The following is a 12,797-nucleotide window of genomic DNA, read 5'->3' as shown; positions in this document are numbered from 1 at the left end:
CGATGAGCGTCTCTGAGCCATTTATCCATCGGCCGATCGCGACCTCGCTGCTCGGCATCGCACTGATGATCGGCGGCGCGCTCGGATACTGGGCGCTGCCGGTGTCGGCTTTGCCGCAGGTTGACTTCCCGACAGTGCAGGTCACGACCCAGTTGCCGGGCGCAAGTCCCGACGTGGCCGCGTCGCTGATCACCGCGCCGCTCGAGCGACAACTCGGGCAGATCCCGTCGCTGGTGTCGATGACGTCAACGAGTTCGTTCGGCGTCAGCCAGATCTCGCTGCAGTTCGATCTCAACCGCGACATCGACGGCGCGACGCAGGACGTACAGGCCGCGATCAATGCCGCAGCAGGCGTGCTGCCGAGAAACCTGCCGTATCCGCCGACCTATGCAAAGGTCAATCCCGCCGATGCGCCGGTGCTGACGCTGGCGATGACCTCGGAGACGTCGCCGTTGCGGGCGATGAGCGATCTTGCCGACACCATGATGGCTCAGCGGCTGGCGCAGATTTCCGGCGTCGGCCGCGTGTCCATTCTGGGCGGATTGAAACCCGCTGTTCGTGTGCAGGCCGATCTGGCCCGTCTCGCGGCTTACGGCATCTCGATGGAAGACCTGCGCACGGCGATTGCGGGCGCGAACGTCTCCGGCCCGAAAGGATCGCTCGACGGCGCGCAGCAGGCTTACACCATCGCAGCCAACGACCAGATCGCCACCGCCGAGGCCTACAAGCCGATCATCATTGCCTATCGCAACAGTTCGCCGGTCACCATCGGCGACGTCGCGAGGATCATCGACGGGCTGGAGAACGAGAAGACCGGCGCCTGGTATCAGGGCAAGCCAGCGGTCGTGATCGAAATCCAGCGCCAGCCGGGCGCGAACGTCATCGAGGTCGTGCGGCAGATCCGCGAGGAAATACCCAAGCTGCAGAAAGCCGTTCCGGCCGGCATCGACGTCGCCATCGTCAGCGACCGCACCGTCACCATTCGCGCCTCGGTTCATGACGTGCAGTTCACGCTGGTGCTCAGCGTGGTGCTGGTGACGCTGGTGGTCCTGATCTTCCTGCGTTCGCTGCGCGCAACGCTGATCGCGGGCGTGGCGCTGCCGCTGTCGCTGATCACCAGCTTCGGCGTGATGTACTTCGCCGGCTTCAGCCTCGACAACCTGTCGCTGATGGCGCTGACCATCGGAACCGGGTTCGTGGTCGACGATGCCATCGTGATGATCGAGAACATCGTCCGTCACATGGAAAATGGCGAGAGCGCCATGGAGGCGTCGCTGCGCGGCGCGAAAGAAATCGGCTTCACGGTGATCTCGCTGACGGTGTCGTTGATCGCGGTGTTCATCCCGCTGCTGTTCATGTCAGGTCTGGTCGGGCGCATGTTCCGGGAGTTCGCGCTGACGCTCACAATTGCCGTCGTCACATCGGCGGTCGTGTCGCTGACCCTGACGCCGATGATGTGCTCGCGGCTGTTGAAGCGGCATGACGAGGAATTCAAGGTTCCGGGTCTCGCCACGCTCAGTGGCTGGATCGACAAGATGGTTGCGTTTTACGAGCGCACGCTGCTGGTGGTGCTGCGGCATCAGCGCGCGACGCTGGTTGTGACTTTCCTGACGATCATTGCAACGCTCGCGCTTTATGTCGTCGCGCCGAAGGGGTTCCTGCCGCTGCAGGACACCGCGTCGATCACGGCGGTGACCGAAGCCGGCCCCGAAGTGTCCTTCGCGGACATGCGGTTGCGGCAGACCCAGGTCGCCGATGTCATCAAGGCCGATCCCGACATTGTCGGCGTCGTCTCGGTGATCGGGGCGGGATCGGTCAACCCGACAACCAATGTCGGCCGCCTTGTCCTGACGCTGAAGCCGCGCGGCGAACGCGACACCGATATCACCGTGGTGATCGCACGGCTGAAACAGCGTGTGGCCGCCGTTCCCGGCATGACGGTCTATTTCCAGGCGGTGCAGGACGTCCAGATCAGTACACGCGCCAGCAGGTCGCAATATCAGTACACATTGAGCGCGACCGACTCGCCCTCCGTCATCGAATGGTCGAACAAGCTCGTGCAGGAGATGCGGCGTGATCCGCTGTTCCGCGACGTATCGTCGGACGGGCAGGAGGGCGGTCTGCGCGCTCTGGTCAATGTCGACCGCCAGCGTGCCGGCCAGCTTGGCGTCTCGGTGCAGGCCGTCAACGACACGCTGAACGACGCTTTTGCCCAGCGCCAGATTTCAACGATCTTCGGTCAGGCAAATCAGTACCGTGTCGTGCTCGAAGCGCTGCCGGAGTATCAGCGGGATCCGTCGGTGCTGTCGAAGCTGTATGTGCCGGGCGCCGCCGGTGCATCAGGGGCGCCCACTGCACAGGTGCCGATCGACGCCGTGGCCACGATCACCCGCACCACGGCGCCGCTGTCGATTTCGCATCAGTCGCAGTTTCCATCGGTCTCGCTGTCGTTCAATCTTGCGCCGGGCGAGGCGCTCGGCAATGCCGTTCAGCGGGTCGCGGAGATCGAGAAGCGCATCGGCATGCCGGGAAACATCGTCGGCCTGTATTCGGGCGACGCTGCGGAGTTCTCCAAGTCGCTGTCGGGACAGCCGTGGCTGATCCTCGCCGCGCTGGTGACGATCTACATCGTCCTCGGCGTGCTGTACGAAAGCTACATCCATCCGATCACCATTCTCTCGACGCTGCCGTCGGCGGGCGTCGGCGCGATCCTGGCGCTGATCCTCTGCGGGCAGGACCTGTCGGTGATCGGCCTGATCGGCATTATTCTCCTCATGGGCATCGTGAAGAAGAACGCGATCATGATGATCGACTTCGCGCTTGAAGCGGAGCGGCATCAGGGCCTGTCGTCTTACGATGCCATCGTGAAGGCGTGCCTGCTGCGGTTCCGCCCGATCATGATGACGACGCTGGCCGCGCTGTTCGGCGCCTTGCCGCTGGCGCTTGAGAGCGGGACGGGGTCGGAGCTGCGGTTTCCGCTGGGCGTCTCGATCATCGGCGGCCTGATCGTCTCGCAGATCCTGACGCTCTACACCACGCCGGTGATCTATCTCGCGCTCGACCGGATCAACCGCCGGATCGAAGCCACGGTGCCGCCGGATGAGCCCGGCAAGCCGTCGCCTCCGATCGCGGGAGCCACGGAGGGCGTTCAGTAATGGCGTCGATCTCCGAACCATTCATCCGAAGGCCGGTCGGCACCACGCTGCTGGCGATCGGCCTGTTTCTGGTCGGAGCGGTCGCCTACAATTTCCTGCCGGTCGCAAGCATTCCGTCGGTCGATTTTCCGTCGATCCGCGTGTCGGCGTCGCGTCCCGGCGCCGATCCGACCATCATGGCCTCGACCGTCGCAGCACCGTTGGAGCGGCGGCTCGGCGAGATCGCCGGTGTCGATCAGATCACGTCCACAAGCTCGCTCGGCTCGACCAGTATTTCGCTTCAGTTCGCGATCGGCCGCAACATCGACCGCGCGGCGCGCGACGTGCAGGCGGCGATCAATGCCTCGCTCGCGGATCTGCCGACCGATCTGCCGACCCTGCCGCGGTTTCGCAAGGCCAATCCGGCAGCCTCTCCGGTTCTGATCATTGCGCTGACCTCGAAGACCATGTTGCCGAGCGCGATCTACGACATCGCGGATACGGTCATCAATCAGCGCATCTCGCAGGTTCCGGGTGTCGGTGAGGCCACCGTCAGCGGCGCGGACCAGCCGGCGGTCCGGATTCAACTCAATCCGGGTGCACTGGCAACGGCGGGTATCTCCAGCGACGATGTCCGCACCGCCATCATCAATGCCAACGCGATCGGACCTGTCGGCGCGTTCAACGGTTCTGCGCTGAGCGAAACCATCGCCACAAATCCGCAGATGCGGACCGCCGCCCAGTTCCGCGACATCGTCATCAAGTCTGCGAACGGCAACTTCGTGCGGCTGTCGGATGTGGCGGACGTCAGCGACGCGACCCGCAACAGCCGTTCCATCGCCTGGTTCAACAAGCAGCCCGCAGTTCTCATCACCGTGACCAAGCAGCAGGACGCGAACGTCATCGAGACGGTGGATCGCGTCAAGGCGCTGCTGCCCGAGCTGAAGCAATGGATTCCCGGCGGGGTCGAGATTTCAATTCTCTCCGACCGCACCGGAACCATCCGCGCCAACGTCGAAGACATGGAGTGGACGCTGGGCGCGACCGCGCTTCTCGTGATGCTCGTGGTGTTCGTGTTCGTGCGCCGGCTGACGCCGACCATCGCGGCAGGCATTTCGGTGCCGCTGGCGCTGGCGGGTACATGCGCGATGATGTGGGTCGCAGGGTTCTCGATCAACAACCTGTCGCTGATGGCGCTGGCAGTTTCCGTCGGCTTCGTGGTCGACGATGCCATCGTCATGATCGAGAACATGTACCGCAACCTCGAGGAGGGCATGAAGCCCTATCAGGCGGCGCTGCTCGGCGCGAAGCAGATCGGCTTCACCGTGCTGTCGATCAGCATCTCGCTGGTGGCGGCATTCATTCCGCTGATCTTCATGGACGGGATCGTCGGGCGGCTGTTCCGCGAATTCTCGCTGACCCTGACGTTCGCCATCCTGGTGTCGATGGTGGTGTCGTTGACCGTGACGCCGATGATCTGCGCGCACTACATCAAGACCACGGTGTCGCCTGATGCGACATGGTTCGACCGGCTGGTCGAAGGCAGCCTGTCGGGAATAGTCAGGTTCTACGAGCGGACGTTGCATGTCGTGCTGCGGTTTCCGTTTCTGACCATGGTGGTCTTCGTCGCAACCATCGCCCTGACGATTACACTCTATATCAAGACGCCGAAGGGCTACTTCCCGCAGGACGACAGTGGCCTTGTGATCGGCGCAACGCGCGCGTCGCCCGACGTGTCGTTTCAGGCGATGCTCGGTCTCCAGCAGCGCGTTGCGGATATCGTCATGGCTGATCCTGCTGTCGCCGGAATTGGTTCGAGCCTCGGGAGCGCCAGCGGCTTCGGCGGCTCCAACACCGGCCGCATGTTCATCAGTCTCAAGGAACCTGCGGAGCGCGCGGGAGTGAGCACCCAGCAGGTGATCGATCGGCTGAGGCGAAAGCTCGGGGCGGTGCCCGGCATTCGCCTCTTCATGTTCGCCGCGCAGGATCTGCGGACCGGCGGACGTCAAAGCGACTCCAACTACCAGTACACGCTGATCAGTGCCGATCTCGACCTTCTGTCGAAATGGGCGCCGATCGTTGCGAAGAAACTGGAGAGCGTCGAGGGCATCACGGATATTTCCAGCGACCGCGAAGCATCGGGTTTGGCGCTCAACCTCACGATCGACCGGAAGACGGCAGCGAGCCTCGGCGTGCAGGCTCAGGACATCGACAACGCGCTGAACAACGCTTTCTCGCAGCGGCAGATATCGATCATCTACACGCAGCGGAACCAGTATCAGGTCATTCTGGAAACGGCTCAGCGGCTGCAGGGCGATCCGTCCTCGCTCGACAAGATCTACGTCGCCGGGGCGGGGGACACGCAGGTGCCGTTGTCGGCAGTCGTGCGGATGGAGCGTGGCCTGTCGCCGCTCTCCGTGTACCATCAGGGCTCGTTCCCCTCGAACACGATCTCGTTCAATGTTCCCGACGGCGTCCCGCTGCAGACCGCGACCGACAACATCCTGCGCGCGGTCGAGGAACTGCACATGCCGGAAGGCATCCGGGGCGAGTTCGCGGGCAACGCCGCCGACAGCCAGAAAACCGCAGGCAAGCAACCGTTGCTCATTCTCGGCGCGTTGATCGCCGTCTACATCGTTCTGGGTGTTCTGTATGAAAGCCTCGCGCATCCGCTGACGATCATTTCGACATTGCCGTCGGCGGGACTGGGCGCGCTGCTCGCCCTGCAACTCACCAACACGCCGCTCACCGTGATCGCGTTTATCGGCATCATCCTTCTCATCGGCATCGTGAAGAAGAACGGCATTATGATCGTCGACTTTGCGCTCGAAGGGGAACGGCAGCGTGGCCTGGGATCGGAGGAGGCGATCTTTGAAGCCTGCCTCGCGCGCTTCCGGCCGATCCTGATGACCACCATGGCCGCGCTGCTGGCGGCGGTCCCGCTGGTGCTGGCCACAGGGCCGGGCACTGAGTTGCGCAGGCCGCTCGGCATCACCATCATCGGCGGGCTGATAGTCTCCCAGATACTCACTCTCTATACGACGCCGGTCATTTATCTGCTGATCGATCGGTTGCGGGGACGCGATAGACCGAGGCCGCTGCCGCAGGCTGCACCTGCCGAATAATTGCATTTTGTGGCGGCGCACTGCGTGATGGAACTTTGCGGTTCCATCAGCGTTGGGCCGGTATGAATAAACCGCCGATTCAAGAAGTTGTCGCAGAAACCGGAAAGCCGGTTGAGGCTCCCCCGCCCGAAATGCTTGAGCCGGACCCGGCTCTGTCGCCTGAAGAACTCGAACAACTCAAACGCGATTATCTGCTGACCAGATTCTGGATCAGCGCGCGCGGCTTTTGGGGCACTGGCGGAGGCCGGCTCTCGCGGGTGTTGAGTGTCGGCCTGTTCGGACTCATCATCCTGCAGATTTCCTTTCAGTACGGCATCAACGTCTGGAACAGGGCGATCTTCGACGCGATCGAGAAGAAGGACGCCTCCACGGTGTTCTATCTGACCGGCGTCTTTTTCCCGCTCGCCATCGGCAGCGTCGCCGTCGGTGTCGTGCAGGTTTATACCCGCATGAACATTCAGCGGCGCTGGCGCGCGTGGCTGACGAATTCCGTCGTCTCGCGCTGGCTGGCCAACGGCCGCTACTACCAGCTCAATCTGGTCGACGGCGATCATCAAAATCCCGAGTACCGGATCGCGGAGGATTTGCGGGTCGCGACGGATGCGCCGGTTGATTTCGCAGCGGGTGTTACGCAGGCGTTTCTCTCAGCGACGACCTTCATCGTCGTGTTGTGGACCATCGGCGGCGCGCTGACACTGTCGGTCGGCGGCAGCACCGTCACCATTCCCGGCTTCCTCGTGATCGCGGCCGTTCTGTACGCGGCGATTGCCAGCAGTTCGATGGCGATCATCGGCAGAAACTTCGTCTCGGTGTCCGAAGGCAAGAACCAGGCGGAAGCCGAGTATCGCTATGCGTTGACGCGCGTGCGCGAGAATGGCGAAAGCATCGCGTTGCTGGGCGGCGAGGAAGAAGAACGCTCAGGCATCGACAGGTCGCTCGGCAATGTTCTGCTGCAATGGGCGAGGCTTTGCGGGCAGCACATGCGCACCACGGTCGTGTCGCAGGGATCGAGCCTGATCGCGCCCGTCATTCCGATCCTGCTGTGCGCGCCGAAGTTTCTGGATGGAAGCATGTCGCTGGGTCAGGTCATGCAGGCTGCGTCGGCATTCACGATCGTGCAGGCGGCGTTCGGCTGGCTGGTGGACAATTATCCGCGCCTTGCGGAATGGAATGCGGGCGCGCGGCGCATCGCGTCGCTGATGATGTCGCTCGACGGCCTCGAGCGCGCCGAAACCGGCGACGGCATTAACCGCATCCAGCGCGGCGAGACCGAGGGCGATGCGATGCTCCGTCTCAATGAATTGTCCGTCACGCTGAACGACGGCACCGCCGTCGTCGGCGAGTCGGAAGTGCTGATCGGCCCCGGTGAGCGTGTCCTTGTCGCCGGCGAATCCGGCACCGGCAAGAGCACGCTGGTGCGTGCCATTGCCGGGCTCTGGCCGTGGGGCGGCGGCAGCGTCGATTTCCATCCCGACCGCCGGATTTTCATGCTGCCGCAAAAGCCCTATGTGCCGTCCGGAACGCTGCGGCGCGCGATTGCCTATCCCGGCGCGGCGGACGACTGGACCGTCGAAACCATGGCGGAGACGCTCGAGAAAGTCGGGCTGGCGCATCTGAACGAGAAGATCGAGGAGGACGCTCCCTGGGACCAGACGTTGTCGGGCGGCGAGAAGCAGCGGCTGGCGTTCGCGCGGTTGCTCCTGCATCACCCTGACATCATTGTCCTCGATGAAGCGACATCCGCGCTCGATGCGACCGGGCAGGACAAGATGATGCAGTTGCTTCAGGACGAACTCAAGGAAGCGACCGTCATCAGCGTTGCGCACCGCGCCGAGTTGGAAGAGTTTCACAGCCGCAAGATCACGCTCGAGCGGCGAAAGGGCGGCGCGAAGCTCGTCAGCGACATCGAACTCATTCCGCGCCACGGCAAGCGGCGGTTGCTGGGGGGGTGGCTTCGGCACCGCCGGCCCCCGCCGCCCAGCAAGGCGGCTTGATGGAATTATTGTCAGCCGGTGCCTGACAGGTTGCCGTCATCTGGTGCGCAGCGTATAGCCGGACCCATGTCAAAAGCCGCCAAAGCCAAGCCGGGCGCCGATGCGCCTGAAGAGATCGAAGAGTGCCCTCGCTGCGGCAAGCCGCTGCCGCTGTGCATCTGCGACAGCGTCACGCCCATCGCCAACCGGGTCGAACTCCTGATCCTGCAGCATCCGCAGGAGCAGGACAGGGCGCTTGGCACGGCGCGGCTGACGGCACAGCATTTCAAGAAAGTGACCCACAAGATTGGACTGTCGTGGCCGAGCCTGTCCAAGGCGCTGGGCCGTTCCGTCGATCCGCTCGACTGGGCGATCCTCTATCTCGGCTCGGCGAAGGTCGCCGATCTGGCGACCGAACGGGACATCGTCGCTATCGACCGCAAGGGTGAGCTCGAGGAGAGCCAGCGATCGATCCTGAAGGACATCGAGGGCGTGGTACTGCTCGACGGGACGTGGAGCCAGGCCAAGGCGCTGTGGTGGCGCAATGCGTGGATGCTGAAATGCCGGCGCATCATCCTTGGACCGGCGCAGCCGTCGCTCTACGGCAAGCTGCGCAAGGAGCCGCGGCGCGACGGGCTGTCGACCATTGAAGCTGCGGGCATGGTGCTCAGCAGGCTTGAAGGACGTCCGGACATCGAGACGGAACTCAATGCGACGTTCCAGCGGATGCTGACACAGTATCGCGCCGTTCAGTCGACCATGCCTGAACTTGCGCCGAAGCCTCGGCCCAAGCGCGATTACCGGCGTCCGGAAAACCGGCGGGGCAAGGGCGCGGGCGCTTCGTAACCGAGCGACCATCGTGCCGGTCGTGACCGCGCTCGTTCCGATGAGTGCCGTTCAGAACGTGCGGCGGACACCGACGGTCCCCGAGATCAGGCCCTGATCCTTGAAGTCGTAGACGGCGGTCGGCTTGAACGTGCCGGTCAACGCCCCCGGATTTGTCAGCGTTTGCGAACCGGTATGGGACTGATCGAGCACCGTGTACATCACCTCAATTCCGAACGTCAGGTTCTTGACGGGAGTCCATGCCGTGCGCGTGCCGACCTGCCAGATGTTGAAATCCGGATTGCATGTGAAGCCGTTCGACTTCGGAGATAGTGCAGTGAACATGGCGCAGAACGCTGCGGTCGCGTTCCCGTTGTACTCGATGTGCGTGTAGCTGCCGAACACGCTGGTTTGCCAGGTCGGCGACCAGTTGTGCAGGAAGCCGCCGCGGAACCCCCAGCCCGTCGTCTTCTCGATCCGGCTGCCCGTCGTGTAGACGCCGTCGAGCAGCGACAGCACCGCCATGCCGTTATAGCTGCCGGCGAAATTCGTACCGCCGCTGAACGCATCGAAGCTGCTGCCGGTCACGCCGCTGATGAGATATTTCGCGGCGCCATCGATGTAGGTGAAATCCAGCGACAGCTTGTCGCCGGGACCGGTCGGCAAATCCTTCAGTTGAAGGCCGCCCATGATGGCGAAGCCCCATACGTCGGACGGGTGGCCGTCGGTTTCGACGGGCGCGATGCCGCCGGGGCCGGCGTAATAGTTGGCATGGATGTTATGGGCGGCAGCGGAAAGTTGCGCCGTGAAGGATTTCTGGTCGATCCGGATGTTGCCAACGAAGTCAGGGGCAACATTGCCGCCATAGGAGTTGGTGAAGACGCCGCTGAACACGCCCGTCGCGGGTTGCACCAGACTGGCATTGAGCAGCGGTGCGCGGTTGATAACGCGGTTATCTTCTATGGCCACCTGCGCCGAAACCCCGTTGCCGAATTCCCACGTGTAGGCGATCTGCGAGATGCCGTTGATATTATCGTAGCCGCCGATCAGGAAGGATGTGCTGCTGTTGGCGCCGGACGATCCCCACGGGGTCTGGAAGGCCGAAACCGCCTTGCCGAGCGTGAAGCCCGCGAACTGGACGAAACCATAATCAAGTGTGATGACGCCGCTCGAAGGCCCGGCGCCGGTATCGAACTGAAATCTCGGATTCATGTAGGTGCGCACCACGCCGTACTCAGTCATGGTGCGGGTATCGATCTGCAGCTCGGTGCGCACGCGGGTTGTGAAGTAATCGCGATCGCGTGACTTGGTGCCTTCCGCATTGCCCTGATCCCAGCCGGGCTTGTTGTAGTTGCCGCCGAGGAAGTTCGCATCGGCGCGCACATAGCCGCTCAGTTTGATGCAGGTGTCGGTGCCGGGGATGTAGTAGTAGCCAGCGCCGTACAGGGAACAGATCTTCACATACTCGACGGCCTTGGCCTTGACCGGGAGATCGGCCGCTGACGCTGCCGTGATCGCGACGAGGCTGGCCGCTGCGCCAAGCACAAGATGTCTGATCGTGTACGCCGGCCTTGCAGAGCCGCTTACTGAATGGATGATGCTCATCGACTCAGCCTCCGTGCGGTAACATTTGCGGAGTGTTACCGGGAGAGGTGTTGGCGGCAAGTGCGGGGAAACCACACAACCCGCCGACTTCGCGCCCCTGAAATGGAACCTGCCTTACGACAACCGCGTCAGCGCCATCCGGCGTTCTGTACCAGCAACACGCCGACGATGACCGCGAGTGTCACTGCAGTGGCGATCAACATCGACCGTCCGCCCATGCCACGGCCGATCCACCACAGCAGCGCCGCGCCCATCAGGATCGGAACAATGATGTCGAGAGGTGAGTTCATTGCTAGGGCTGTCCGTTCTTCCGGCCCAGCCATTTTCGCTCGACCCATCCAAGCGCATGGGCAAGCGGCCGCTGAAGGAACGGCACGTCCTGGGCAATCAGCATCAGCCCGAGCGGCAACATCCAGAGGCCCAGAATGGGCAGGAAACTGAAAATGCCGCCAACGACAAGAAAAAGGGCGAGGGGAATCCGCACCAGTCGCGATGACGGTTGACGCAACCAGCGCACGAAACGCCCGCCTTTTTCCGGAAGCCGATCCGCGATCCACTCGAAGTGGCGGTTAAGCTCGGCCCTGGATTCTGCACTCACTTCAAAACCGCCTGTTCCATCCTGGGATTGCCCGCCGCGCCCTTCGAGAAGCTAGGCACGTGCGCAGGCCCCCGCAAGGCAGGGATGGATCGGAAACAGCTAAGTGATTGATTTGATTGGCTCCCCGGGCTGGATTCGAACCAGCGACCATTCGATTAACAGTCGAATGCTCTACCGCTGAGCTACCGAGGAATACTGCTGAAGCAGCAATGGGCCGCCTATAGCAAAGGCCCCGAGTCTTGCAAAGCGTAAATCGCCGAAAAAAGCGCGATGTGCGTGAATGGATAAGAGAATATTGGAGGCCACGACCGGAATTGAACCGGTGTACACGGTTTTGCAGACCGTTGCGTAACCACTCCGCCACGTGGCCCCACTCGCGCGACTAGTTACAAGGGCACAGGCACTTATGCAATCCCGTGACCGGGGCCCGTCTTTATGCCGCAGCCGAGCCCGGTTGGGCGGATTTGCGGCGGTGATAACCAAGCCCTCAATTTAGCTGCTGCCCTTGGCGTTGCTTGCCGTGATCACCTTCATCAGGGCTTCGACCGGAAAACCACTGCGATGCATGGTGCAGAGGACATCGATCATCTGATCGCTGGGCTCGTTCGCGGACATCAATGCCGCGCGCACCTCGGGCGGCAGGTCGTCGAACTCTCCCATCTGCCGCCGGACAGTCGACAAGCCGGTTGCGGACAGCGCGCCGGACCCAGACTCCGGAACAGATGTGTCCGTACCCGATGCCGGCATTCCGCCGCGACGTTTGCGCTGATCTTTCTTCATTTGAATGAATTGGCTGCCACGTCATAGGTCCATGTCAGGCGGCCGTCCGTGAAGATCACGGACCGGAATCCGAGATCGCGCGCCCTGTCGAATATCTTGCCGGATCTCGCGAGACTGAGAACCGTCGGCCGATCCATCTTGAAATACTTGATGCTCAACACCGTCTCGTGCTCGTCGGACGTGCCGATATCCATTGAAAGCCCCCGCCGCGACATCTGCTTGCGGGTATCGGTTGCGAATTTCCTGCGGCCCTCGACGTTGCCGGCGAGCGAATCAAGTTTGGCATCGATGTTGTTGGACCCGAGCTTGCGGACATATTCACGCTCGTTCTTCTGCATCGCCGCCAGCAGCTTCTTGGCCCGCGGCGCTTCCGGAGCGGACGGATCGATCGACTTGAGGTCGGCCTTGGCGGCGTAATAGTCGGCCAGCGCCGGGAGTTTCTGCCCGCGCTTCGCTGAAGCATCTCCGAGCGCCTTCATGACGGCGGCGGCGCGCTCGACCATCTTCTTGCGCTTGGGAGCCTGATCCGCGGGGTCCATCGGTGTCGCCGCCGTCTGCGCAGGGGCGGGGATGATGCTTGCGCCAATCAGCAGTGCAGCCAGCACCAGGCCAGAAATGTGAAAGCGGAACGGAAGTGTCGTCATATGATGTGCCATCATTTCCCACCATGCCCCGGCATGCTGCCATCGGCCGTAAGCCCATACCATAGACAGGCTTGCAACGTATTCTGCCTTGCCGCAAATATGCCCGCGCCGGA

The 12,797-nt window shown here is 62.7% G+C and carries 9 protein-coding genes and 2 tRNA genes; 4 read left to right on the top strand and 7 right to left on the bottom strand.

Annotated elements, in window-relative coordinates; translation table 11 throughout:
- The first annotated feature begins 2 nt into the window (after positions 1–2).
- The 4 genes from HNQ36_RS05025 (at position 3) to HNQ36_RS05010 (ending at position 9,078) form a co-directional block, all read left to right on the top strand.
- Entirely contained in the window at positions 3–3,155 is a 3,153-nt protein-coding gene (locus tag HNQ36_RS05025; RefSeq protein ID WP_184082853.1) for an efflux RND transporter permease subunit, read from the top strand.
- Positions 3,155–6,259 carry an efflux RND transporter permease subunit gene (locus tag HNQ36_RS05020; RefSeq protein WP_184082852.1) on the top strand — a complete coding sequence of 1,035 codons (3,105 nt, stop codon included), beginning with the start codon at positions 3,155–3,157 and terminating at the stop codon, positions 6,257–6,259. Before HNQ36_RS05025 ends, HNQ36_RS05020 begins: the two co-directional genes overlap by 1 nt.
- Before the next feature lie 62 nt (positions 6,260–6,321).
- Positions 6,322–8,253 (top strand): ABC transporter ATP-binding protein/permease, encoded by a 1,932-nt coding sequence (locus HNQ36_RS05015; RefSeq protein ID WP_184082851.1) that lies wholly within the window; start codon positions 6,322–6,324, stop codon positions 8,251–8,253.
- 66 nt (positions 8,254–8,319) lie between these two features.
- A complete protein-coding gene (locus HNQ36_RS05010) occupies positions 8,320–9,078 on the top strand; it encodes a tRNA-uridine aminocarboxypropyltransferase (protein ID WP_184082850.1) in 759 nt (252 codons plus the stop codon).
- Positions 9,079–9,129: 51 nt separating this feature from the next.
- Here HNQ36_RS05010 and HNQ36_RS05005 read toward each other — a convergent pair whose 3' ends face one another.
- From HNQ36_RS05005 to HNQ36_RS04975, 7 genes are all read right to left on the bottom strand, one after another.
- The gene (locus HNQ36_RS05005) at positions 9,130–10,662 is read right to left on the bottom strand and encodes a porin (protein WP_184082849.1); all 1,533 of its coding nucleotides are present in this window, start codon (positions 10,660–10,662) and stop codon (positions 9,130–9,132) included.
- 128 nt (positions 10,663–10,790) lie between these two features.
- The gene (locus HNQ36_RS05000) at positions 10,791–10,952 is read right to left on the bottom strand and encodes a hypothetical protein (RefSeq protein WP_170978712.1); all 162 of its coding nucleotides are present in this window, start codon (positions 10,950–10,952) and stop codon (positions 10,791–10,793) included.
- Positions 10,953–10,954: 2 nt separating this feature from the next.
- Complete coding sequence (locus HNQ36_RS04995) at positions 10,955–11,260, bottom strand: hypothetical protein (RefSeq protein WP_184082848.1); 306 nt, start codon at positions 11,258–11,260, stop codon at positions 10,955–10,957.
- 117 nt (positions 11,261–11,377) lie between these two features.
- A tRNA-Asn gene (locus HNQ36_RS04990) sits at positions 11,378–11,452 on the bottom strand.
- Between the two features lie 104 nt (positions 11,453–11,556).
- A tRNA-Cys gene (locus tag HNQ36_RS04985) sits at positions 11,557–11,630 on the bottom strand.
- A 122-nt stretch (positions 11,631–11,752) separates the two neighbouring features.
- Positions 11,753–12,040: a hypothetical protein gene (locus tag HNQ36_RS04980; protein ID WP_184082847.1), complete on the bottom strand. Its 288-nt coding sequence runs from the start codon at positions 12,038–12,040 to the stop codon at positions 11,753–11,755.
- The gene (locus tag HNQ36_RS04975; protein WP_246395287.1) at positions 12,037–12,684 is read right to left on the bottom strand and encodes a hypothetical protein; all 648 of its coding nucleotides are present in this window, start codon (positions 12,682–12,684) and stop codon (positions 12,037–12,039) included. Before HNQ36_RS04975 ends, HNQ36_RS04980 begins: the two co-directional genes overlap by 4 nt.
- Positions 12,685–12,797: the final 113 nt, after the last annotated feature.

This window comes from Afipia massiliensis, from assembly GCF_014203115.1.
GTDB classification, from domain to species: domain Bacteria; phylum Pseudomonadota; class Alphaproteobacteria; order Rhizobiales; family Xanthobacteraceae; genus Afipia; species Afipia massiliensis.
This window is presented reverse-complemented; position numbering and strand designations above follow the sequence as displayed.